Annotated in this window: 19 protein-coding genes; 5 read left to right on the top strand and 14 right to left on the bottom strand. The window is 59.9% G+C overall.

Annotated elements, in window-relative coordinates:
* Positions 1-30: 30 nt before the first annotated feature.
* Positions 31-1,317, bottom strand: coding sequence for a murein hydrolase activator EnvC (locus tag Q1W15_RS19055; protein WP_300730963.1), 1,287 nt, complete (start codon positions 1,315-1,317; stop codon positions 31-33).
* Positions 1,318-1,496: 179 nt separating this feature from the next.
* The gene (gpmI, locus tag Q1W15_RS19060) at positions 1,497-3,032 is read right to left on the bottom strand and encodes a 2,3-bisphosphoglycerate-independent phosphoglycerate mutase (protein WP_300730965.1); all 1,536 of its coding nucleotides are present in this window, start codon (positions 3,030-3,032) and stop codon (positions 1,497-1,499) included.
* Between the two features lie 148 nt (positions 3,033-3,180).
* Here gpmI and Q1W15_RS19065 point away from each other — a divergent pair, with 148 nt between their 5' ends.
* From Q1W15_RS19065 to secB, 3 genes are read left to right on the top strand one after another with little or no spacing between them, the layout of a single operon-like run.
* The gene (locus tag Q1W15_RS19065; RefSeq protein WP_300730967.1) at positions 3,181-3,594 is read left to right on the top strand and encodes a rhodanese-like domain-containing protein; all 414 of its coding nucleotides are present in this window, start codon (positions 3,181-3,183) and stop codon (positions 3,592-3,594) included.
* Between the two features lie 2 nt (positions 3,595-3,596).
* Entirely contained in the window at positions 3,597-3,851 is a 255-nt protein-coding gene (gene grxC / locus Q1W15_RS19070; RefSeq protein WP_300730969.1) for a glutaredoxin 3, read from the top strand.
* Between the two features lie 44 nt (positions 3,852-3,895).
* Entirely contained in the window at positions 3,896-4,381 is a 486-nt protein-coding gene (gene secB / locus Q1W15_RS19075) for a protein-export chaperone SecB (protein ID WP_300730971.1), read from the top strand.
* Positions 4,382-4,513: 132 nt separating this feature from the next.
* On the opposite strand, the gene trmL is transcribed toward secB, so the two are convergent.
* Positions 4,514-4,969 (bottom strand): tRNA (uridine(34)/cytosine(34)/5-carboxymethylaminomethyluridine(34)-2'-O)-methyltransferase TrmL, encoded by a 456-nt coding sequence (gene trmL / locus Q1W15_RS19080; protein WP_300730973.1) that lies wholly within the window; start codon positions 4,967-4,969, stop codon positions 4,514-4,516.
* On the opposite strand from trmL, the gene Q1W15_RS19085 reads away from it, so the two are divergent.
* Positions 4,968-5,405 (top strand): hypothetical protein, encoded by a 438-nt coding sequence (locus tag Q1W15_RS19085; RefSeq protein WP_300730975.1) that lies wholly within the window; start codon positions 4,968-4,970, stop codon positions 5,403-5,405. The genes trmL and Q1W15_RS19085 overlap by 2 nt on opposite strands.
* Before the next feature lie 399 nt (positions 5,406-5,804).
* Here the strand turns inward: Q1W15_RS19085 and ntrC are convergent, their stop codons facing one another.
* From ntrC to glaH, 11 genes are all read right to left on the bottom strand, one after another.
* Positions 5,805-7,238 carry a nitrogen regulation protein NR(I) gene (gene ntrC / locus Q1W15_RS19090; RefSeq protein WP_300730977.1) on the bottom strand — a complete coding sequence of 478 codons (1,434 nt, stop codon included), beginning with the start codon at positions 7,236-7,238 and terminating at the stop codon, positions 5,805-5,807.
* Complete coding sequence (glnL, locus tag Q1W15_RS19095; RefSeq protein ID WP_300730978.1) at positions 7,235-8,320, bottom strand: nitrogen regulation protein NR(II); 1,086 nt, start codon at positions 8,318-8,320, stop codon at positions 7,235-7,237. The genes ntrC and glnL overlap by 4 nt, the downstream gene beginning before the upstream one ends.
* A gap of 532 nt (positions 8,321-8,852) precedes the next feature.
* Positions 8,853-9,209: a cupin domain-containing protein gene (locus Q1W15_RS19100; RefSeq protein WP_300730979.1), complete on the bottom strand. Its 357-nt coding sequence runs from the start codon at positions 9,207-9,209 to the stop codon at positions 8,853-8,855.
* Between the two features lie 311 nt (positions 9,210-9,520).
* Complete coding sequence (locus tag Q1W15_RS19105) at positions 9,521-10,489, bottom strand: helix-turn-helix domain-containing protein (RefSeq protein WP_300730980.1); 969 nt, start codon at positions 10,487-10,489, stop codon at positions 9,521-9,523.
* A gap of 96 nt (positions 10,490-10,585) precedes the next feature.
* The gene (locus Q1W15_RS19110; RefSeq protein ID WP_300730981.1) at positions 10,586-12,685 is read right to left on the bottom strand and encodes a hydantoinase/oxoprolinase family protein; all 2,100 of its coding nucleotides are present in this window, start codon (positions 12,683-12,685) and stop codon (positions 10,586-10,588) included.
* A 39-nt stretch (positions 12,686-12,724) separates the two neighbouring features.
* Positions 12,725-14,470 carry a hydantoinase B/oxoprolinase family protein gene (locus tag Q1W15_RS19115; RefSeq protein ID WP_300730982.1) on the bottom strand — a complete coding sequence of 582 codons (1,746 nt, stop codon included), beginning with the start codon at positions 14,468-14,470 and terminating at the stop codon, positions 12,725-12,727.
* A 185-nt stretch (positions 14,471-14,655) separates the two neighbouring features.
* Positions 14,656-16,017, bottom strand: coding sequence for an allantoin permease (locus Q1W15_RS19120; protein WP_300730983.1), 1,362 nt, complete (start codon positions 16,015-16,017; stop codon positions 14,656-14,658).
* A 191-nt stretch (positions 16,018-16,208) separates the two neighbouring features.
* Entirely contained in the window at positions 16,209-17,585 is a 1,377-nt protein-coding gene (locus tag Q1W15_RS19125) for an aspartate aminotransferase family protein (protein WP_300730985.1), read from the bottom strand.
* Positions 17,586-17,617: 32 nt separating this feature from the next.
* Positions 17,618-19,066: an NADP-dependent succinate-semialdehyde dehydrogenase gene (gene gabD / locus Q1W15_RS19130; protein WP_300730986.1), complete on the bottom strand. Its 1,449-nt coding sequence runs from the start codon at positions 19,064-19,066 to the stop codon at positions 17,618-17,620.
* Between the two features lie 36 nt (positions 19,067-19,102).
* A complete protein-coding gene (gene lhgO, locus Q1W15_RS19135) occupies positions 19,103-20,347 on the bottom strand; it encodes an L-2-hydroxyglutarate oxidase (RefSeq protein ID WP_300731000.1) in 1,245 nt (414 codons plus the stop codon).
* An 89-nt stretch (positions 20,348-20,436) separates the two neighbouring features.
* Positions 20,437-21,414 carry a glutarate dioxygenase GlaH gene (gene glaH, locus Q1W15_RS19140; RefSeq protein WP_300730988.1) on the bottom strand — a complete coding sequence of 326 codons (978 nt, stop codon included), beginning with the start codon at positions 21,412-21,414 and terminating at the stop codon, positions 20,437-20,439.
* 191 nt (positions 21,415-21,605) lie between these two features.
* Between glaH and csiR the strand changes: the two genes are divergently transcribed.
* Entirely contained in the window at positions 21,606-22,316 is a 711-nt protein-coding gene (gene csiR / locus Q1W15_RS19145; RefSeq protein WP_300730990.1) for a DNA-binding transcriptional regulator CsiR, read from the top strand.
* Positions 22,317-22,799 lie beyond the last annotated feature (483 nt).

Here is a 22,799-nt window from a genome sequence, read left to right on the forward strand (position 1 = left end):
ACGAACTCCTACGTATTAAATGTGATGGGCTCATCCTTGAGCACGGCACCATTGTGCAGGGTCGCTGGGGCGGCCCTGCTGACGAATAGCAAAATACAGCGCAGGTGTGGCCTGGCCACCGCTGTTGCCCACGGTAGAAATCACGTCCCCGGCTTTTACGATGTCACCTGCCGACTTGAGGAGTGTCTGATTGTGGCCATACAAGCTTAAGAAACCATTACCGTGATCCAGAATGACCAGTTGGCCAGCGCCGCGCAGCCAGTCGGCAAACACCACGCGCCCGCCATGCACGGCATGCACCTGGGTGCCTGCCCCCGCGCTGATCATCACGCCGTCCCACTTGGCGCGGGAATCGTCGCCCCGGCTTTCACCGAAGCGCGCAAGCAGTCGACCATCAACAGGCCATGGAAGTTTGCCCCGGGCCTGAGAAAAAGGTCCGCCAAAGCTTTCACCGGCGCTGGACACCAGTGCGCCCGGGGTAGACCTGACGGGTTTGCGCGGGGCGTCGGTGGTGACCGTTTCAGCCTCGCGCTGGCGTTTTCTCTCGGCTTCCTGCTGGGCAATCAATGCTTTCTGGCGCGCCTCCTCGGCTTCGCGGGCCTGACGGGCGAGGGTTTCCTCAATGGTCTTGAGGACTTTAGCCAGATCGGCTTGATCCTGCTCGCGAGCTTGTAACTTTTGATCGCGGTTTTTGACGTCGGTGTTGAGTTTGGCGAGTACTTGCTGACGTTCGGCGCGTACTTTATCGAGTTCGGCGCGCTGGCTGTCCAGGCTGCTTTTTTGGCTCAGCAATTGAGCCTGCTGCTGGTTTATCTCGGTTTCGACGTTGGCCAATTGGCGCAGGGTTTCGTTGAAGCCCTTGAGCTGATCCAGGCGGGCCTGGCTCAGGTAGTCATAGTAGGTGAGGGTACGGGCGAATTTTTCAGGGTTTTGTTGGTTGAGCAGCAATTTCAGGTATTCCTGACGGCCGCCCTGATACGCGGCACGGGCCTGAATGGCGATCAGGCGTTGCTGTTCAATTTTTGCGCTGTGGAGTTTTTTTTTCTCGCTATCAAGGCGCAGCAGCTCGCCTTCACTCTTTTTTAGTTCTTTTTGCAGGGTGTCGACCTGCTTCTCCAGTTTGCCGATTTCGGTTTCGGTGCTGCGCAGGTCTTTCTGCACCCCCGATTTTTCTTCCTGGAGCTTGCCCAAGAGCTTTTTCAGCTCGCCGATATCCTGGCGGGTGGCTTCCAGTTGTTGTTGAGTTTGCGCGCGCTCATCGGCAAACGCCGGTTGCAGCAGGCACGTGAGGGCAAGGGCTATAAGGGCGCGGAGCATGGGGCGGGCGACACCTGGGGAATGGGACGGCCTAGTATGCCCGCCATCGTTGAGGATGAGAAATGTGTGAAGGTGAAATTGTAGCTGCCCTGTGGGAACGAGCGTGCTCGCGATTTTTTGAGTGTTAAAAAATCGCGAGCAATCAAGCGTCGACCGGCTGCGTGTGCAGGGCGAGGAGCTTACGCGTCGATCAGGATGCTGGTGCCGGTCATTTCTTCAGGCTGTGGCAGGCCCAGCAGCTTGAGCATGGTCGGTGCCACGTCAGCCAACACGCCACCTTCGCGCACCTTCAGGTTGCGTTTGCCAACGTAGATGAACGGCACGGGCTCGCAGGTGTGGGCGGTGTGCGCCTGGCCTGTGGACTCGTCTTCCATTTGCTCGACATTGCCGTGGTCGGCAGTGATCAGGGCTTCGCCGCCGACCTTTTCCAGGGCTTCGACAATGCGGCCTACGCAGGCGTCCAGGCATTCCACGGCCTTGACTGCGGCATCAAATACGCCGCTGTGACCGACCATGTCACCGTTGGCGTAGTTGACCACGATCACGTCATAGCGCTGGTTTTCGATGGCGTCGACGATGTTGTCGGTGACTTCGGGCGCGCTCATTTCGGGCTGCAGGTCGTAGGTCGCGACTTTGGGGGAGGGCACCAGAATGCGGGTTTCACCCGGAAACGGTTCTTCACGGCCACCCGAAAAGAAGAACGTCACGTGGGCGTACTTTTCGGTTTCGGCAATGCGCAGCTGGGTTTTGCCGTTTTTGGCCAGGTAATCGCCGAGCACGTTTTCCAGGCTGCCGGGCGCGAAGGCGCTGGGGGCCGGGATGCTGGCCGCGTATTGGGTGAGCATCACGAAGCCGGCGAGTTTTGGCTGGCGGGCCCGTTCGAACTCACTGAAGTGGTCTTCAACGAAGACGCGGCTCAACTCGCGGGCGCGGTCGGCGCGGAAGTTCATGAACACCACGGCGTCGCCGTCTTCCACCTTGACGGGCTCGCCCAGGGTGGTGGCTTTGACGAACTCGTCGCTTTCGCCACGGGCGTAAGCGGCCTCAAGGCCTTCCTGGGCGGTGGCGGCGTTGAATTCGCCTTTGCCATCGACAATCAGGTTGTAGGCCTGGGCCACACGGTCCCAGCGGTTGTCGCGGTCCATGGCAAAGTAACGGCCGATCAGGCTGGCAATGCGGCCCTTGCCCAGTGTCTGGAACGCCGTATCCAGCAGCTCAATAGAGGACGCGGCGCTCTTTGGCGGAGTGTCACGGCCATCGAGGAAGGCGTGCAGGTAGATTTTTTCGGCACCGCGCTTGAAGGCCAGCTCGGCCATCGCCACGAGGTGGTCTTGATGGCTGTGAACGCCGCCGTCCGACAGCAGCCCCAGAATATGGACGGCCTTGCCGGCAGCAACGGCTTTGTCGACAGCGGCACAAATCGTCGGGTTTTCGAAGAACTCGCCGTCACGGATCGACTTGGTGACACGGGTGAAATCCTGATACACCACGCGGCCTGCCCCCAGGTTCATGTGGCCGACTTCGGAGTTACCCATCTGCCCGTCAGGCAGCCCCACATCCATGCCAGAGCCTGAGATCAGGCCGTTTGGCTGGTTCGCGCACAGGCGATCGAGCACCGGTTTTTTGGCCGAAAAAACGGCGTTGTATTCGTGGCTTTCACTGTGACCGAAGCCATCCAGGATGATCAGGACCAAAGGTTTAGGCGTGGTAGTCATAGATCCCACTCGTGGCTGGTTTAAAAGAAGGGTTGAAGAGGACGGGGAGTTTAAAGCGAAGTTCAGGTGGCGTCACCGCCGGGCGGGGTTTGGCCGACCAAGGTGGCTGTGTATACTGGCCCACATTTTACCGCCCTGGAACTTTCTGATGGTTGATCACCTGATTGCATTTGCCACTTCTCACTACCTGCTCGTTGGCGCGTTTGTCATCTTGTTGGCGTTGTTGATCGCCCACGAATTGAGCCGTGGCGGTCGTAGCATCAGCACCGGCGAGTTGACCGGCCTGGTTAACCGCGACGAAGGCGTGGTGATTGATATTCGTCCGGCCAAGGACTTCGCCGCCGGCCATATCGTGGGTGCGCTGAACATCCCGCAAGACAAGCTGATGGCGCGTATTGCCGAGCTGGACAAGCACAAGGGTAAAACCATTATTCTGGTTGATGCCCAGGGCCAGCATGCTGGCGGCCACGCCCGTGAGCTGTTGAAGGCTGGCTACACGGCCGCGAAACTGTCCGGCGGCATTTCCAGCTGGCGCGCAGACAACCTGCCAGTGGTGAAGTAATCATGCCCAAGGTCATCGTGTACTCCAGCGACTATTGCCCCTATTGCTCACGTGCCAAGTACCTGCTTGAGAGCAAAGGCGTCGCCTTTGAAGAAATCAAGGTCGACGGTAAACCTCAAGTGCGTGCCGACATGGCCCAGAAGGCGGGCCGTACCTCGGTCCCGCAAATCTGGATCGGCGAATTGCACGTGGGGGGTTGCGATGACCTGTTTGCCCTGGAGCGTGCTGGTAAATTAAATGCGCTGCTGAACGTCTGACTTTCACTTTCTCTATAAGCCCCGAAGATCAACAAGGATCTGTGATGACTGACCAACAGAACACCGCTGCTGTTAGCGATGAAGACACCGCTCCACAATTCTCCCTGCAACGCATCTACGTGCGTGACTTGTCGTTTGAAGCGCCAAAAAGCCCGGCGATCTTCCGTCAGCAGTGGGAACCTAGTGTTGGCCTGGACCTGAACACTCGTCAAAAGCCGTTGGAAGGTGACTTCTACGAAGTGGTTTTGACCTTGTCGGTCACCGTGAAAAACGGCGACGAAGTAGCGTTCATTGCTGAAGTTCAGCAAGCGGGCATCTTCCTGATCAAGAACCTTGATCCAGCGTCGATGAACCACACCTTGGGTGCGTTCTGCCCGAATATTCTGTTCCCGTATGCCCGTGAAACACTGGACAGCCTGGTGACCCGTGGCTCGTTCCCGGCACTGATGCTGGCTCCGGTGAACTTCGATGCCTTGTACGCGCAAGAACTGCAGCGCATGCAGGAAGAAGGCTCCGTGACTGTTCAATAAACAGCGCCAAGCTCATAAAAAAGCGCCTGCACAGGCGCTTTTTTTATGGGCTTTGTGTAGGCGAAAGCGAACTCGCGGTCTTTTAAACAGATTAAAAGATCGCGAGCAAGCTCGCTCCTACGGGTTTTCGTACTATTTGAAGCCCAGTTGCCGCCAGGCTTCGTACACGGCTACCGCTACGGTGTTGGACAGGTTCAGGCTGCGGCAACCTTCGCGCATGGGCAGGCGCAGGCGGTGGTCGCCGTCCAGCGCGTCCAGCACTTCGGGTGGCAAGCCGCGGCTTTCAGGGCCGAAGATAAACGCATCGCCTTCGGCATACTGCACGTCGTGAAACGGCTTGGAGCCTTTGGTGGTGAAGGCGAACAGGCGCGGGTGGCCCAGGCTTTCCAGGCAACTGGCCAGGTCAGCATGGCGCTTGAGCGGGGCGTACTCGTGGTAGTCGAGCCCGGCACGGCGCAAGCGCTTGTCGTCCAGTTCAAAGCCGATAGGCTCGATCAAATGCAGGTGGCAGCCGCTATTGGCGCACAGCCTGATAATGTTGCCGGTGTTCGGCGGAATTTCTGGTTGAAAAAGGATGACGTGAAACATGCACGGCTCCGAATATAAAGATGGGCAGCATTCTACGCCTGAAGAAGACCCAAGACCGAAACTCTGGCCCCGGGTTTTAGGTTCTTTGGCAATTGTGGGGATGATGGTCGGCCTGATGATCGGGCGTTTGACCGCCCCTGAGCCTGTAGAACTGCAGCAGGTTGAGGTGCAGCCAGGGGAATTGGTGCTGTGGTTCAACGACGAACCCAGGCTGCATGGCGAGCAGGTTGATGGCACCGTGGCTATTGTTTTTGAGGCGCAAGGCAAGGCGCAGGGCGGCCAGTTCAAGTTCAATGGCAAGGCCGTGAACTGGCGTGTGCGACGTGCGGAGGGGGGGCTGGTGCTGACCGTGGTAGCGGCCCGTGCCCTGCAGGGCGACTGGGCCGGCGCGCCACAGGATGGGCGCTGGCGGTTGCAGGTGAACCTGCGTGAGTAATAAAAGAGGGAAGGCCGGCCTGCCTGTACCGGGTTCCCCAAAGCGGTGTGCGCGAAGATGCTGATGGCATCAAGGCTGCGGGTGTAAAAGTGGGGAGTCTTGACCTGCCTGTATCAAGGTCCCCTAAACCGGTGTTGCTTGTTATAGGTATTGCAGGGTGCGTGCCAGTTTTTGTTTTTCAGTGTTTTTTTATTTTTGATACGCAAAAGCCCCGGAATTCGGGGCTTTTGTTTGGGGGCGTCAAATGCAACCGTGTGGCGCTGTAAGCCTTGAGTTAGAGAGGTGCACGCTAATAGTGCGTGGTGTTTGAGGGTGGTGCGTTCGGCCAGCGTGGTTTATGGGGGGCCTTGGATCAAAAGCCAGATCAAAAGATCACGAGCAAGCTCGTTCCTACAGGTCTTACGTCTCGTCGTTGTCGTCCTCGTCGCCGTCGATTTTCATGCCCAGCTCTTTGATCTTGCGGGTTAGGGTGTTGCGGCCCCAGCCCAGCAGTAAGGCGGCATCGCGGCGGCGGCCGGCGGTGTGTTTGAGCGCGGTTTCGATCATGATTCGCTCAAACGTCGGCACGGCGCTGTCCAGCAGGTTGGACTGGCCACGGCTCAGCGCCTGGTCGGCCCATTGGCGCAGGGCTTGCTCCCAGTTGGTGACCGGGGCCGCGTCTTGTTGCAGGCTCAACAGCTCGGGCGGCAGGTCGCTGACATGCACTTCGCGGCCAGAGGCCATGACCGTGATCCAGCGGCAGGTGTTTTCCAACTGACGCACGTTGCCCGGCCACGGCAGGTTTTTCAGGTATTGCTCGGTTTCGGCTTTGAGCAGCTTGGGTTCGACCGACAACTCTTGCGCCGCACTGCTCAGAAAGTGCCGCGCCAGGGTCGGGATGTCTTCACGGCGGTCGGATAAGCGTGGGATATGAATGCGAATTACGTTCAGACGGTGGAACAAGTCTTCTCGGAATTTGCCTGCCTGCACCAGCGTTTCGAGGTTTTGGTGGGTGGCGGCAATGATCCGCACATCGACCTTGACTGGCGTGTGCCCGCCCACACGGTAGAACTCACCGTCAGCCAGCACTCGCAACAGCCGGGTCTGGGTGTCGGCCGGCATATCGCCAATTTCATCGAGAAACAGCGTACCGCCATCGGCTTGCTCAAAACGCCCGCGCCGCAGGTTGGCAGCGCCCGTGAACGCACCTTTCTCGTGACCGAACAGTTCGGACTCCATCAAGTCCTTGGGGATGGCAGCCATGTTCAAGGCAATAAACGGTGAGGCCGCCCGGGGGCTATGGCGGTGCAAGGCGTGGGCGACCAGTTCTTTGCCGGTGCCCGACTCGCCGTTGATCAATACGGTGATATTGGAATGGCTCAGGCGGCCGATGGCGCGAAACACTTCTTGCATCGCCGGGGCTTCACCGATGATCTCCGGGGTACGGGCCAGAGCGGGTGCCACGGCCAGGCCTTGTTGCTCCTGAGCGTGCTGGTTGGCGCGCTTGACCAGCGACACCGCCTCGTCGACGTCAAACGGCTTGGGCAGGTACTCGAAAGCACCGCCTTGATACGACGCTACCGCGCTGTCCAGGTCGGAATGCGCGGTCATGATGATGACGGGCAAGCGCGGGTGCTGTTCGCGGATTTTAGCCAGCAAGTCGAGGCCGCTTGCGCCGGGCATGCGGATGTCGGAAATGATGACGTCAGGCTGCTGGCGTGCGAGGCGGCTCATCACACCATCGGCGCTGTCGAAGCTCTGCGTGGTCATGCCTTCCTGTTGCAAGGCTTTTTCCAGGACCCAACGGATAGAACGGTCGTCGTCGACGATCCACACGGTTTCACTTCGGCTCATGTCGATGCGGCTCCTTGTTCCAGTGGTAGAAAGATCGAGAAGAGTGTGTGGCCGGGGTGGTTTTCACACTCGATCAATCCCTGGTGCTGACTAATGATGTTCTGGGTGATGGCAAGGCCCAGCCCGGTGCCATCCGGACGGCCGCTGACCATCGGGAAAAACAGGGTGTCTTGCAACTCGGCCGGGATGCCTGGGCCGTTGTCGATGATTTCGATTTTGGTGACCAGCCGATGCCGCACGTGGCCAATGGTGAACTGTCGCATGGCGCGGGTGCGCAGGCTGATGCGGCCCAGGCGCAGCTCATTCTGGCTGCCAATGGCCTGCATGGCGTTGCGCACGATGTTGAGCACGGCCTGGATCATTTGTTCGCGGTCGATCAACAGGTCGGGCAGGCTTGGGTCGTAGTCGCGCACCAGCGTGATGCTGCCTTGGGTTTCGGCATCCACCAAGCTGCACACGCGCTCCAGCACTTCATGAACATTGGTCATGGCCAGCGACGGCAGTTTGTTGGAGCCCAGCATGCGGTCGACCAGGTTACGCAGGCGGTCGGCCTCTTCAATGATCACATTGGTGTAGTCGCGCAGGCTCTCATCAGGGAGTTGGCGGGCCAGCAGTTGCGCGGCACCGCGTATGCCCCCCAGCGGGTTTTTTATTTCATGGGCCAGGCCGCGCACCAGCATCTTGCTGGTCTCCTGTTTGGACAGTTGCGCCTCTTCCTTGGTGATGCGCAGCAGCCGGTCGCGTGGATGAACCTCAAGCAACAACAAGGTGTCGTCCTGGCTCAGGATGGGCGTCACCGCGTAATCAACGGTCAGGGTCTGGCCGGAGAGGGAGGTCAGCAACGCTTCGCGCTTGGTGAACGGGTGCGCATGCTCAACGGCCTGACGCAACGAATGCAGGGCCTCGGTGGACTCTGTAAACAACTCACTGATGAATTGCCCATGACTGCGCTGGCCGCTGATGGCCAATAGCATTTCAGCCGCCGGGTTCATGTACTCAAGGCGAAGGTCGGCATTGAGCAACAGCGTAGCGGTGGTCAGGTTATCGAGTAACAGTCGGTGCAGGGCATCACTGATGGTCATGGGGCGATCCCGAATTGCTTGCGCGAGTGAGGCGCGGGTGCAAGGAAAATGCAAAAAACAAACCAAGGCTCCGAAAAGAAGCGCGAATGACCTGAAATAGCGGTTTTGCACCGGTTCAGGGGCTGTGCGGGCTCGGCCCGTGGCGTGTTTTGAACCAAACTGGGCTGTCGAGTGCCTCGCTGAATACTTATCGCACCAATATAGTGCATTTTGGCTGAATAGATTCAGTGCGGCTCAATCACTGGCGAGCGACGCGTGTTGGCATCACGGGCGGCCCAGGCGCGGCGGATAAAAGCGGCTCGCAAGCGTTTGCTGCACCATCATGTTGCCTTCCCTCAAGTGGGCACACAGCAGCAGCCCCCTGCGGCGTGACGGGATGAGGGGCGGGCGGTGCTGTGCCGTGGGTTGCCCGTCAGGCTGGCCATTGATCGCGAAGGATCGGTCAACCTGTGCGGGTTGCTGAGCGGGCGAAAAGTATCAGGCGTTCAAGAAAATATGGCCGCTGAGTGTGTGTTCGCCCAAGGCGTTCAGGTCAGTGCTGCAGAGGGATGCCAGGGCTGCCGGCATAGAAAATCACCAGTTCAGTCGGCTGGTTGCCCGTCTTGCCGCGATGAACGGTGTCAACGACCTCAGGCAGCACCTCGCCCTGTTTAAAGGTTTTGCTCTTGCCGTCTTGAATTTCAATGGTGATTTCGCCTTGGGCCACATACGCCGCGTTCGGGATGGGGTGGGTATGCCAGCCCAGTGCGCTGTTGGCGGGTATCTTGATTTTGAGTACCGACAACTCGGGCTTTGCGCCTGGGTAGGCTGTATACGGCGTGCCGTCCCAGGACGAGCTGCTTTGCAGCAGCAGCGTTTTTTCGATGCTGGTCGGGGCCGTGGTATCCATGGGGGTCGAGGAGGTGGTGCAGCCTATCAGTGACACGCAGATGAGTGAGGCAAAGCATAGTTTTGGCATCATTGGGGAAGACCGTCCTGTAAAAAAGGGAGGGATCAGCCTACGGATATGCCAACAGGTGTTATGTCGGACCTAGCCTTGACTTGGCGAGGCAAAAGAAGATTCACCTATCAGAAAGGGTGTGTGCAGTAGCGGGATTTCACCGCTGCGGTCGTGCATAAAAAACCTCCCCAACGCCTTAACTGCCAAAGGCGCGTTGAGTTTCAGGAGAGGGCTGGGTCACGCCACCCGGCGCTGCGGGTTCAAGGCCGTGCCGCCTGCGAGGCGCTGGAACGGACCTCTCGGGCCGTGCGACCGAAATGCTGACGGAAATTGCGGGTAAATTGCGCTTGGTCGCTAAACCCCCACCGCATGGCCAGTTCGCCAATGGCCAAATGGCAATTGGGGTCGAGCAAGCCTCTATTGACCGCCTCCAGGCGGCGCAAGCGAATCCACTCGCCCAGGCTGTACGGCGTGTTGGTGAAGAGCTTATGCAGGTAGCGCACCGACAGGCCGCTGGCTTGAGCGATCATCTGCGGGTTCAGGTCGGGGTTGCCCAACTGCTGTTCAATATGGTGCTCGATTCGCTGCAGGTGCAGGGCCGTCAGGTTTGAGCTTTCGCTGTTGAGTACCCGGTCATCGTCACGCAGCGCCATTAACAAGGTGGACAGTGCGTGTTCCAGCAGCATATGGCGGGTGGGGGTGTCACATTCGTCGAAGCGCGCCGCGCACATGGCCAACAGATCAACAAAAACCCGGCCCACGCCGCGCTTCGCTTCGAAGCAGAAGCGGGTATAGCGTTCAGCCCCGCGCAGTTGACCTTGCAGTGCATGGGCGGGGAGCTTGAACACCCAAAGGTCGTTATCGTTTGCGTAGTGAAAGCGATAAGGCGCATCGCCGCGCTCGAAAATAAAGCCCCCGGGCTTGCACCGCAGCGCACGTCCGTCCTGCTCAAAATGCACTTCGCTGCGCCGGGGCACGGTCACCAGGTAACAGGCTTCACGGTCTTCACTGACCTGGGCCTTGCTACGCGAGTACCCCAACTGGCTGGAACGCAGCCGGGACAGTGTCAGGGAGGTGCTGTGGGTTTCCCAGATTTGCAGGCTGCCGCTGAAGGTGCTGCTGGCGCTGAATTCCAGGGAAAGCGGGAAGTAAGCACTGCCGATGGCTTCTGCCCAACGAGGTTGACGTTCACTGTCAGGCCAATAACGGGTGGACAGCTTGCTTGCCATTGCCGTTCCTCTTGTATTTTTTATTGTGAGGACGGTGCCGACGACATCAGTCGTCGGCCCGTTTACCTGCCATCCTTTGCTATTGCTTACAGGGGGTCAACCATTGGGTGTCAGGCGGTACGTGGCGCTAGGTGCCAACTCGGCTTGCCAGCCCGGCGGCACGACAATGTTGGTGGTCGCTTCCTCAATCACACACGGCCCCTGGATGACTTGCCCGGCGTGCAGGCGGTCACCGTCGTAGACCGGTGTTTGCTGCCACGGGGCCTGGGCATCGAATAGCATCTGGCGATGGTCGACCGGGCTGGCCGCAGCGGCCAGGGTGGCGGCATCGGGCACCGGCAGTTCCGGCAAAGGCGGACGTTTCAAGCGCGCAATCACCGAGCATTCCAGGTTCACCAACTCGGCCGGGCTATCCGGTTCGTTATAGGAGAACAGCGCTTTGTGCCGCTCATGGAACGCTGTGCGCAGCGCAGCCAGCCCTTGCAGATCAAGCTGGTCGCATTCGAGCTCGACATTGCATTCGTGCACCTGGCCCGGGTAGCGAATCTCCAGGGTGTACAAGCAGTCCACGTTATTGCCCGCGCTGAAACCGTCCTCGCGCAGGTTGTTCATGCCGCGCTCGCGCAGGTCGCGCAGGGTCTGGTTGAGCAAGGGCAAGTTGACCAGGTCGTCGTCCAGGCGCATCGGCATCGTGGTCAACTGGTCGTAGCGGATGTCCGACAGAATCTGGCCGAAGGCACACAGCCCCGAAGCCACTTTCGGGATCAGTACGACCTTGCTGCCAATCTCTTCAGCCAGGCGCATGACGTGCATCCCCGCCGCACCGCCCGCGCCAATCAGGGCGAAGTCGCGTGGGTCGTAACCGCGCTCTACCGAGACCCGGCGAATACCGCTGACCATGTTCAGGTTGACCAGGGTGATGATGCCGATGGCGGCCCGTTCCACGCTGATGCCCAGGGGCTCGGCGATTTTGGTGCGAATGGCGTCAATTGCCGCCTGGCGATTCAAGCGAATGCTGCCGCCCAGCAAGGCACCGTCGGCCAGGTAGCCCAGGGCGAGGTTAGCGTCGGTGACGGTAGGCTCGACACCGCCTTTGCCGTAGCACACAGGCCCCGGGTTGGCACCCGCACTGCGCGGGCCCACTTGCAGCATGCCAAAGTCGTCCAGGTGGGCAATCGACCCGCCGCCGGCCCCGAGGGTTTCCACCTGAATCATCGGCACGCCGATGCGGTAGCGCAGGAAGTCCGTGTCTTTGCTGAAGTTGGTGCGGCCCCCCTTGCTCAGGGTGATGTCGAACGACGTTCCGCCCATGTCCACGGTGATGATGTTGTCGATGCCAAACGGTTCGGCCACGCACAGGCCCGCTTGCGGCGCGGAAGCCGGGCCGGAGTTGATCGCATTGACCGCACGCTCGCGCATGATCACGCCCGGTGCCAGGCCGCCGTTGGACTGGAAGTAGCGCGTCGGTTGCTGCGCGCCGAGTTCCTCGAACAGCGTGTCAATGCGCTCGATGTAGCGGCCCATGATCGGGCTCAGGTAGGCGTTGACCACGGTGGTCGAAGTGCGTGTGTATTCACGGATCTGTGGGAACACTTCATTGCCGGTGCAGACAAACACGTCGGGCAGCGCCGCCCGTACCATCTCGGCGGCACGTTGTTCGTGGCTCGGGTTGCGCACCGACCAGACGAAGGAGATCGCCACGGCTTTGACGTCCTGCTCGCGGAAGTACTCGATGGCTGCGCGAATGGCGTCTTCGTCCAGCGCGGTGTGTTCGCGGCCGTCACTGATGATCCGGCCGCGAATCGGCCGGCGCAGGTGGCGGGGCACCAGCATGTGGGCCGGCGGGTAGGTGGCGTCGTAGCGGTAGCCGTCTTCCTTGTGGCCCAGGCGGATTTCCAGGCTGTCTTCATGGCCGTCGGTACACAACAGGCCGACCTTGACCCCGGTTTTTTCGATCAGGGCGTTCAGGGCCACGGTGGTGCCGTTAATGCACAGGTCGCAGTCGGCGATGATCTCGGCCGGGGTGCGGCCCAGCGCATCAGCGATTTGCGCGAGGCCGTTGCGGATGGCCAGGGTGCCGTCATGGGGCGTCGAAGGTGCCTTGAATAGCTGCACGTTGCCGCTGCGGTCAGCGATGATGAAGTCGGTAAACGTGCCGCCGGCATCGATGCCCAGACGATATTGTTGCTTGTTCATGATGTACGTCTCTACGTTGCTCAAGGGGGGCCGGGGCGATTACTGCTCGGCGCGGGTGGCGTGGGTCGCGGCTTCATCCAGCTGACCGTTACTGTCGAGCACGACGCCGTATTCCAGGCGCGCGCCTTGCGGTGAAACCAGGCCGTTGAGAACGTCGTTCAGCACGCGTGCGACCGGGCGCTGGAAGGGGTTGCCGTAGCCGCCACCGCCCGGGTTGACGTTGATCACACGTTCGCCCGGTTGCGCGGTCAGTTGAGCGTTGTAGGTGAAATGGTCTTCTTCGCCGTTTTCTTTACGATGGATCAGGCGACCCAGCTTGGGTTCGAGCAACAGGTTGGTGGCCCCGGCCGCGCCGGCGGTCGGTAATTGTCGACCTTCACCGAAGCCGATGACGGTCATGGCGTGGTTCAACGGTTCGATTTCGAGGCGCGTGCCCGAGCCGCCCCGATGCTCACCGGCCCCGCCGCTGTCGGTCATCAGGCTGTAGCGGTGGATCAGGATCGGGTAGGAGTACTCCAGCAACTCGATATCGCCGGACATCAGCGCGCCGAAGCAGCACAGCGGGCCGCAGGCCGACCAGCCGTCCATTTCCTTGTTCGCACCGGCCCCGGAAATGATCGACGCCAGCACCATGGTCACGTATTCGTCGTTGTTGCTGCGCGGGTCATGGCCGGCAATGTTGATCCCGCTGGCATGGCCCCACGAGGCCGTGACGCGGTCGGGTGCGGCTTGCTCCAGCGCAAGGCGCACGGCGTCCGCTAGGGTTTCCATGGGGGTCGTGGTGCTGTTGACGTGTGGCGCGGGTTCTTTGGCGTTGCACAGTGTGCCGTGCGGCCCCAGGTCGACGGTGACGCAGCGGTACAGCCCCTCGTTATAGGGCGGCGGCACCTGGGCGAACATCATCATGCCCAGGTAGACCCCGGACACGGAGTTGCCCGCGTAAGAGTTGATGAAGTAAGGCACTTGCGGCGGGCTGTCGATGATCACATGCACTTCGTCGCCGCGAATTTCTACCTGAGCGGTGATCGCCAGTTCGCCCAGGCCGTGACCCGAGTCTTCCAGCACGGCGGTGCCGGTGTAGATACCGTCTGGCACGTCGCGCAGCAGCGAACGCATATGACGGTCGGCCATGTCTTTCAATTCAGCGATACAGGCCCGTACCTGCTCTACGCCATAGCGGTCGAGCAGTTCCAGCAGGTGACGTTCACCGACGCTGCAGGCTCCGTATTGCGCGTTCAGGTCGCCTTCCTGGTAAGCCCGGGCGCGCATGTTGGTCAGCAGCAGGTTGATCACGTCTTCGCGACGTTTGCCTTGCGACCACAGTTTCACCGGCGGGATGCGCAGGCCTTCGGCGTAGATTTCCTTGGCGTCCGGGTTGTAGCCGGCGGGAACCGGGCCGCCGATGTCGGTCAAGTGGCCTTTACAGACGGTCCAGAACACCAGTTCGCCCTTGTAGAACACGGGCTTGTACATGCAGCAGTCGAGGATATGGCTGCCCGCGTAGGCGGGGTCGTTGTGATAAATCACGTCGCCTTCGACCACGTCGTCGCCGAAGAAGCCAGCCACGCACTTCATTGCCGGGATCAACGAACCCAGGTGGATGGGAATGTCCTGGCCCTGCAGAATCATTTCGGGGAAGTGGTCGAAAAGCGCGTTGGAATAGTCGTGAGCCAGGTTGAAAACGCTCGAACGGCTCGTTTTTTCCAGCGTCAACGTCATTTCACGCTGCGCGGTTTCAAGTGCGCCTCGCACAACAGCAAGGGTGATCGGATCTACTGTACTCATGGGTCACCACACATCTTATTGTTATCCAGGGGCCAGGACGGATGTCTGGCCCGCACACATAATTACGCGCAGAGACGGAAGCTGGATTGGCGTAAAGTGCACTGTTTATTGTTCTTCAGTGCACAGGCCAAGGCGTTCGAACGGGCCCATGCAGGCCCGGCCCGGGTCCGCTCAAGCCATGAGGCTCAGGTGCAATTGGCGCGCAGGAACCAACTGCGTTTGGCGCTGTTGAGCAGCAGCCAATAGGCGCAGAACGCGCTGAAGAAGGCGATGGGTGCCGAGAAGGTCGCCAGTGTGGGGTTGTTGCTGTTGAGCAGCGCAATGCCCAGCCCGGCTGCGAAGAACCACGCGCCCAGCCCGCACGGGTTGAACGCGCTGACCCGATCCAGTTCGTACTCGATCTTGCCTTCAAACAGCTGGGTGTACCGTGGCGAGAAAATATGTGCCAGGGCAATCGCGACCCAGGCCACCACGAAAATGCTCTGGTACGCCAACGCCTGCAGGATGTAGTCGAACACGTTCAGGCGCATCAAGGTGTACACCAGCGCGCCGACGGCGATGGCCCAGACCAGGTAGGGCACGTTGGCCAGCCCCAGGCGGGCGAAGAACGCCTGCATATTGGTCGCCGCCATAAAGAAGTTGGCTGAGTTGATGCGGGTCTGGCTGACCCAGACGAAGATCAGGCCCCAGATGCCCATCAACTCAATGATCGCCATGACCACCGACACTTCCGTGACGCCGCCGGGCGTGGGGATGGTCCCGGCGACAAAAATCCCGATCACGCCATTGATCAAAAAGGTGAAGGTGTAAAACGGCAGGCCGAAGTTGAAACGGCTGTGGTACTGCGCGTCTTCCTTGCGGCCGTAACGGGCGTAGTCCCAGGTGTACATCATCAAAATCCACACGCCCATAAAGTACGTGAAGCAGTTCCACCAGCCGTTTTCTACCGGGCCTTGCGCCGGGCCCATTTCCAACCACGCCGAGCTGTAACCGTACTCGACGACGATCATTACGACGAGCGCCACCAGGCCGATCAGGTAGAAGGGCAGCAGCGCGCCGTTGAGCTTGTCCATCCAGCTTTGCACGCGGCCGAAAATCAGCGGCACGCTGTACAGCACCACGAGCAGGTACGCCTGGTTCAAGCTCAACTGCGAGACGTATTGATGAATCGCGATGGCGATCACCGAGCCTTCGAACACGCTGTAGTAGGTGGCGGTGGCGAAGAAGATCAGGGTGGCCAGGGCCGAGCCGGTACGGCCGAATAACACGCGCGAAAACAGCGCCACGGAAAGGCCGGTTTTGATGGCGTAGCGGGAGATGAAGCCGTTGATAACGGCGTAGGTGATGACCGACAGCACCAGGCCGATGATGGCGTTGGCGGTGCCGAAGCTCATCGCCAGGGTGGCCGAGACCACCAGCCAGAACATGGCGCTGCAAATGCCCCACCAGGCCATCGTCAGCGACACTTTACTCATGCGGTGTGAATCCGGGACGGCAACGACCGAATAGTCGACGCTGTCGCCTTGCTTCTTGGGGGTTGAGGCCATGGCTCTTCTCTTTATTTTTGTCGTTGAAGAGTCATGAGGGTAGGAGAGTCGCCGAGGGCGATGATTGCATCAGGCGGCCCTATTTTTTGTCATTCAGTGCATGGGGCTCAGGGGTTAATCACGGCCTTATTGACGCAAAAACGCCGCGTGCATAGCACGCGGCGTTGGGGTCGTTCAGTCACCGCGCCGGTTTAGCGGCTGGCGTTGAACCACTGTTGGGTTTCGTCGAGTGAACGGTCGAAACGCTCAACGATCAGGCGAATCTCAGCTTCGCTGGTGATCAGTGGTGGGCAGAACGCAATGGCATCGCCCATGTTGCGCGTGATCATCCCGTGCGCCTGGGCCCGGCCCGCCAGGTAGCGGCCCAACTTGCCAACGGTGTCGAACGGCGCTTTGCTGGTGCGATCTGCGACCAGTTCCACCGCCGCGATCAAGCCTACGCCTCGCACTTCGCCCACCAACGGGTGGTCGGCGAACTGGCGCAGGCCGTTTTGAAGCAGGATGCCCATTTCGGCCGCATGCTGAACCAGGTGGTCTTCTTCGATGATCTTGATGTTTTCCAGTGCCACGGCGGCCGCGACCGGGTGGCCGCTGGCGGTGAAACCGTGGCCGAAGGTGCCCAGGGCGTGGCTCTGGTCGGCGATGTCCTGATACAACGCGTCGTTAATCAGAATCGCCGAGATCGGCTGGTACGAAGACGACAGTTGCTTGGACAGCACCATGACATCCGGTTTGATGCCAAAGGTTTCGCAACCGAACATCTTGCCGGTACGGCCAAAGCCGCAGATCACTTCGTCGGCCACGATCAGCACGTCGTGCTTGCGGCACACCGCCTGGATTTTTTCCCAGTAGGTGCGCGGTGGCACGATCACGCCGCCAGCGCCCATCAACGGCTCGGCGTAGAACGCGGCGACGGTTTCAGCCCCTTCACGCAGGATCATCGCTTCCAGCTCGGCGGCGAGGCGGTCAGCGAACTGCTCCTCGCTTTCACCTGCCAGCGCCTGGCGATAGTGGTGCGGGTTGCCGACATGGAAAAAGCCTGGCAATGGCACGTCAAAGCCGCGCTGGTTGGCCGGCAGGCCGGTCAGGCTGGCGCTGACAATGGTGATGCCGTGGTAGGCATTGAAGCGGCTGATGAACTTCTTTTTGGCCGGTTTACCGATGGCGTTGTTGCGATACCAGATCAACTTGACCACGGTGTCGTTGGCTTCGGAGCCGGAGTTGGTGAACAGCACCTTGCTCATTGGCACGGGGGCGATTTGCAGCAGCTTTTCGGCCAGCTCGATGCTGGGCGCGTGCGCTTTGTGGCTGAACAGGTGGTAGAACGGCAGCGTGCGCAACTGGTGTTCGGCCGCCTTGATCAGGCGCTCATTGCTAAAGCCCAGCGCCGCGCTCCAGAGGCCGGACATCGCCTCGATGTAGGGCTTGCCCTGGTCATCGTAAACATAGATCCCTTCACCGCGCTCGATGATCAGTGGCCCGACTTCTTCGTGGGCGCGTGCATCGGTGTAGGGGTGCAGTTGGCTTTTTACGTCTTTTTCGGCGAGTGACGCGTTAGGGGTGTTCATCGCAAGGTACTCCTTAGTAAAGGCGCGGGCGGTTAAATGCCAATGCACAGGTATTTGATTTCCAGGTAGTCTTCGATGCCGTATTTGGAGCCTTCACGGCCCAGGCCCGAAGCCTTGATGCCGCCAAACGGGGCGACTTCGTTGGAGATGATCCCGGTGTTGACGCCGACGATGCCGTACTCCAGCGCCTCGCCCACACGGAACACGCGGCTCAGGTCGCGGGCATAGAAATACGACGCCAGGCCGAATTCAGTGTCGTTGGCCATGGCGATCACATCAGCTTCATCCTTGAAGCGAAACAGCGGTGCCAACGGGCCGAAGGTTTCTTCCTTGGCGACGGCGGCGTTGCGCGGTACATCCACCAGCACGGTCGGTTCGAAGAAGGTGCCACCCAAGGTGTGCGGCTTGCCGCCCAGCACCACGCGCGCGCCTTTGCTCACGGCATCGTCGATGTGTTCCTGAACCTTGGCCATGGCCTTGGCGTCGATCAGCGGGCCGGTGGTGACGCCGGCTTCCAGGCCGTTGCCCAGGCTCAGTTTGGCGACGGCGGCGGTGAGTTTTTCGACGAAAATATCGTAGACACCGTCCTGGATATACAGGCGGTTGGCACACACGCAGGTCTGCCCGTTGTTGCGGTATTTGGACACCAGCGCACCGTCGACGGCGGCGTCGATATCGGCATCATCGAACACGATAAACGGAGCATTGCCGCCCAGTTCCAGCGATACCTTTTTGATGTCCTTGGCGCACTCGGCCATCAGCAACCGGCCAATATCAGTAGAGCCGGTAAACGTCAGCTTGCGCACAATCGGGTTGCCGGTCAGTTCGCCGCCCACTTCGCCGGCACTGCCGGTGACCACGTTGAACACGCCTTTGGGGATGCCCGCACGCTCGGCCAGTTCGGCCAGGGCCAGGGCTGAGTAAGGGGTTTGCGACGCCGGTTTGAGCACCATGGTGCAACCGGCGGCCAGTGCCGGGCCTGCCTTGCGGGTGATCATCGCCGACGGGAAGTTCCACGGGGTGATGGCGGCAGTCACACCGATGGGCTGTTTGAGCACCATCAGGCGTTTGTCGGCCTGGTGGCCCGGGATCATGTCGCCATACACGCGCTTGGCTTCTTCCGCGAACCACTCCAGGAAGGAGGCCGCGTAAGTGATTTCGCCCCGCGATTCGGTCAGTGGCTTGCCTTGCTCCAGCGTCATCAGGCGCGCCAGGTCTTCCTGGTTGGCGATCATCAGCTCGAACCATTTGCGCAGCTTGTTGGCACGCTCTTTTGCTGTCAGCGCCCGCCAGGCCGGCAGCGCCTTGTCGGCGGCTTCAATGGCACGGCGGGTTTCGCCGGCACCCATTTTGGGCACGGTGCCAATGATTTCACCGGTGGCCGGGTTGTTCACTTTGAGCGTCTGGCCGCTGTCGGCCTCTACCCAGGCTCCGTCGATATAGGCGTGTTGGCGAAACAGTTGCGGGTCGTTGAGTTGCACGCGAAATTCCTTCTTATAGAGTGGCGGCAGACGCTGCTAAGCCGGCGAGTGGCTGGCGTTGACGGGTTTTACAAAACGGGTGCCCTGGCTGGCCAACTGCTCGCGAACCTTGTCGACGATGTACGCGCCGATCGGGATGGCCGATGTTGCAGCGGGCGAGGGGGCATTGCAGACGCTGACGCTGCGGGCGGTATTGACGAACAGGAAGTCGTCAATCAGTTTGCCGTCCAGCGAGACGGCCTGGGCCCGTACACCGGCCGGGTAGGCGGTCAGGTCGCTCTTGACGATGCTTGGGCAGTACTTCTGCACTTCCTTGAGGTAGCCGCCCTTGAACAGCGAGTTTTTCATCTCGATCAGCCCGGGGCGCAGGTTCTTCATCAGCACCTTGAGAATGCCGGGGCTGGTCAGGGTTTCGAACAGATCGGGCAGTGAGATATCGGTCTTGCGATAGCCTTCGCGCTTCATCGCCAGTACGGCGTTGGGGCCGACGGTGACGGTGCCGTCGATCATGCGCGTCAGGTGCACCCCGAGGAACGGCATGCCCGGGTCCGGGATCGGGTAGATCAGGTGATTGACGATCTGGTTGTGCTGCTTGGGCAGCAGGTAGTACTCGCCGCGGAACGGGCAAATGATGAAGTTGGGTTTGATCCCCAGCATGCGTACCACGCGGTCAGCCATCAGGCCCGAGCAGGTGACCAGGAAACGGCCGTGGTGTTCTTCGTTGCGGGTGTTCACCACGATTTCATCGGGGCGTTCGTCAATAGAGACCACTTCGCTGTCGTAGCGGATCTGCCCACCGGCGCTTTCAAATTCGCGGCCCATGGCCGCCGTGACCTGGGCGTAATTGACGATGCCGCTCGAGGGCACAAAGATCCCGCCCAAGCCGACGATGTTCGGCTCGCGCTCGTGCAACGCGTCGGCAGACAACCACTCGCGCTCCAGACCATTGGCCTCGGTGCGGTCCCACAGCGCGCGCATGCGCTGCATTTCCAGCTCATTGGTGGCGACCAGCAACTTGCCGCATTCGTCGTAGGGGATCGCGTGTTTGTCGCAAAACGCTTTGGTGGCTTTATTGCCTTCCAGGCAGAACCGCGCCTTCAGGCTGCCCGGCGTGTAATAAACGCCCGCGTGGATCACGCCACTGTTGTGGCCGGTCTGGTGCCTGGCCGGGCCAGACTCTTTTTCCAGTAGCAGAATGCTTGCGTCCGGGTAAGCCCGGCTCAATTGCATCGCAGTCGACATGCCTACGATGCCACCTCCGATGATGATGAAGTCGTACATCGCCATGCGCGTTTACTCACCTGAAATTTTTTATTGGAAGCACGACAAGGGCCACATCGGGTGGCCCAGGTTCATGATCATGGCACGCTTTATTGGCCGCGCTGGTACAGGGCTTTCGGGTAGCTGATATAGCCACGCTGGCGCATCAGTTCGCGGCGCAGACCCGCATGGGCAGTGAAACGGTCACGGCCGTGCAGCCAGAACATGTTGTTGATCAGCACGAAGCTGCCGATCGGCACCGGCACGGACAGCTTGTGCGGGCTGTTTTCCAGGGATTCGCTCAGGGCGTTCAACCAGATGCCTTCCTCGTAATCCTTGGGCTGCACGAATTGGTCGATGTAGCGCATGGTCGGACGGCCTTCGGCGTCGTTGTCGAACACCGCGTGGAACACGTCTTCGCGCACGTTTTTGCTCGGTGGCGCGGTGAAGCGCATTTCGCGGCGGGCCAGCGGGTGCGTGTAGAACGGGTTCAGGTCGGCCCAGTCGTCCAGGTGCAGCAACAGGGAGTTACCGCCTTCCATGTTCTGCTCGTCGATTTTCATCATCAACACGTAGTCGGTGCGTTCTTCAACGAAGGTCCCGTCGTTGTGCAGTTCCATGACCCGGTGCGGCTGGCGCAGGTAGCTGTCGGAGTTGTCGGTGTTGACCACCACAAACCGCGCATAGAACTGGCCGCTCATGGCATCGAAGTTGGAACGGCCGATCAGGTGCGCGACCGCCGAGGAAAACTTGACCATGTCATCGGCCCGGGACACATCGTTCAGGCCTTGCGGCGTGATCAGCATGCCGCCTGTGGCGCGGTCCAGGATGGTGTTGATCAGCACCGGGCGCAGTGTGCCTTCACAGAGATCGTCAAGGATCTGACCGATACGGAAACGCAGGAACGATTTGTACTCCAGGGCCTGGACCGGCCATTCGGCGACAGCCTTGACGAACGCCTCGACGGTGTCCTGGGCGAAGGTCAGTTCCAACATGCGGGGCGACTGGCGAGAAGGGGTCAACGTGAAACCCTTGCTCTGCGGCAGTAATGGCATCACGGGGTCCTGAATCTGAAGTGCTGCGTTCATGGCGATTCCTTGGCAGAAGACGGGGGTGAGGGCGTTCCGGCGTTGGGCTGGATCTGCGATGAGGTGAAAATATCGCCATACATTAAAAATGTCTACATTTTTATTTAAAGTAGACAGATGCTTTCGTCGAATGTTTTTCGTCTGATGGATGTTTGGGTATCATCGTGGTTTGACGAGTCTGGAGTAGCACCTTGGAGAGTCCCCCCCTCAGGCACAATTCTGCAGTCAGCGGGTATGAGCGGCTGAAACTGGACATCATCCGTGGCGTCTTCAAGCCCGGAGAAAAACTCCTCATGAGCGGTCTCAAGCAGCGCTATGACCTGGGGGTCGGGCCCTTGCGTGAAGCCCTGTCGCAGTTGGTGGCCGAGCACTTGGTTGTGGCCATCAGCCAGAAGGGCTACCGGGTGGCTTCCATGTCCGTCAAAGAGATGCAAGACATCTATGACGCGCGGGCCAACCTGGAAGCCATGATCGTGGCATTGGCCATTGAGCGCGGGGATGACCTCTGGGAAGCCAATATCCTGGCCAATGCTCATACCTTGTCCAAGGTCATGGACGTGACCACGCGCGAAAAGGTGCTGGACGTCTGGGATGAGCGGCACAAAGCCTTCCACAGTGCGATTGCGGCCGGTTGCGGTTCCAAGCATTTATTGCAGGCGCGCACCTACCTGTTCGACCAGGCTGAGCGCTACCGTCATTTGTGGTTGACGCAAACGGTGTTCTCCGAAGAGGCCCTGGAACTGAAGCGCAATGAACATGCCGCGCTGGTCGAGGCGATCCTCGCCCGCGACCCGGAGCGCGCGACCACCCTGATGCGCCAGCATTTGATGACCCCCGTGCCGATCATTACCCAGGTCATGCAACGTGACGAACTGGGCGAGGCCCCCATCATCGGGGTGTAGGCATTAGCCTGGCGGTGCCGCTTACTGGCGGCCCGTGGGGCGTCACTAGTGCTTAGCCCACTGAATACCAAGCAAAAAATGGGTTCATCACGCAGCCCCGGGAAACACATAAACAAAAACGCCGATTTAGTTAATGATGTTCGCGCGAGCACACACATCCAACCAACTGGCGTTCTATGCCTGATTGATCGTGTCCGTCAGAACCTGCTGGCCGCTAACCCATCGTTGATGACGGTCTATTTAACTTAAAATGCAGTGGTCGCCGAGCGACACCTGGATGAACCTTAAAATTACCCTGATAACCTGGCATCGAGCGTCAAAGAGCTTGTTACATCATGCACCGACAAGTTTTCGTAGGCTCTTTCTCTAATTATTGTAGTCCTCCTTTTTAAGACTCTTTCCCCCGCCAACTCCCCCTGGCTACTGGGCACAATGGCTCCCGCCCCTATGCCTTTGCGCGCTCAACATTCAACTTGTCGATTT

The organism is Pseudomonas sp. (assembly GCF_030150285.1).
Taxonomy (GTDB): Bacteria; Pseudomonadota; Gammaproteobacteria; order Pseudomonadales; family Pseudomonadaceae; genus Aquipseudomonas.

Bases quoted from the DNA above. Each gene is read 5' to 3' on its own strand.
- Q1W15_RS19055 (WP_300730963.1), bottom strand. From the start codon at position 1,317: ATGCTCCGCGCCCTTATAGCCCTTGCCCTCACGTGCCTGCTGCAACCG.
- gpmI (WP_300730965.1), bottom strand. From the start codon at position 3,032: ATGACTACCACGCCTAAACCTTTGGTCCTGATCATCCTGGATGGCTTC.
- Q1W15_RS19065 (WP_300730967.1), top strand. From the start codon at position 3,181: ATGGTTGATCACCTGATTGCATTTGCCACTTCTCACTACCTGCTCGTT.
- grxC (WP_300730969.1), top strand. From the start codon at position 3,597: ATGCCCAAGGTCATCGTGTACTCCAGCGACTATTGCCCCTATTGCTCA.
- secB (WP_300730971.1), top strand. From the start codon at position 3,896: ATGACTGACCAACAGAACACCGCTGCTGTTAGCGATGAAGACACCGCT.
- Q1W15_RS19085 (WP_300730975.1), top strand. From the start codon at position 4,968: ATGCACGGCTCCGAATATAAAGATGGGCAGCATTCTACGCCTGAAGAA.
- trmL (WP_300730973.1), bottom strand. From the start codon at position 4,969: ATGTTTCACGTCATCCTTTTTCAACCAGAAATTCCGCCGAACACCGGC.
- ntrC (WP_300730977.1), bottom strand. From the start codon at position 7,238: ATGAGCCGAAGTGAAACCGTGTGGATCGTCGACGACGACCGTTCTATC.
- glnL (WP_300730978.1), bottom strand. From the start codon at position 8,320: ATGACCATCAGTGATGCCCTGCACCGACTGTTACTCGATAACCTGACC.
- Q1W15_RS19100 (WP_300730979.1), bottom strand. From the start codon at position 9,209: ATGGATACCACGGCCCCGACCAGCATCGAAAAAACGCTGCTGCTGCAA.
- Q1W15_RS19105 (WP_300730980.1), bottom strand. From the start codon at position 10,489: ATGGCAAGCAAGCTGTCCACCCGTTATTGGCCTGACAGTGAACGTCAA.
- Q1W15_RS19110 (WP_300730981.1), bottom strand. From the start codon at position 12,685: ATGAACAAGCAACAATATCGTCTGGGCATCGATGCCGGCGGCACGTTT.
- Q1W15_RS19115 (WP_300730982.1), bottom strand. From the start codon at position 14,470: ATGAGTACAGTAGATCCGATCACCCTTGCTGTTGTGCGAGGCGCACTT.
- Q1W15_RS19120 (WP_300730983.1), bottom strand. From the start codon at position 16,017: ATGGCCTCAACCCCCAAGAAGCAAGGCGACAGCGTCGACTATTCGGTC.
- Q1W15_RS19125 (WP_300730985.1), bottom strand. From the start codon at position 17,585: ATGAACACCCCTAACGCGTCACTCGCCGAAAAAGACGTAAAAAGCCAA.
- lhgO (WP_300731000.1), bottom strand. From the start codon at position 20,347: ATGTACGACTTCATCATCATCGGAGGTGGCATCGTAGGCATGTCGACT.
- glaH (WP_300730988.1), bottom strand. From the start codon at position 21,414: ATGAACGCAGCACTTCAGATTCAGGACCCCGTGATGCCATTACTGCCG.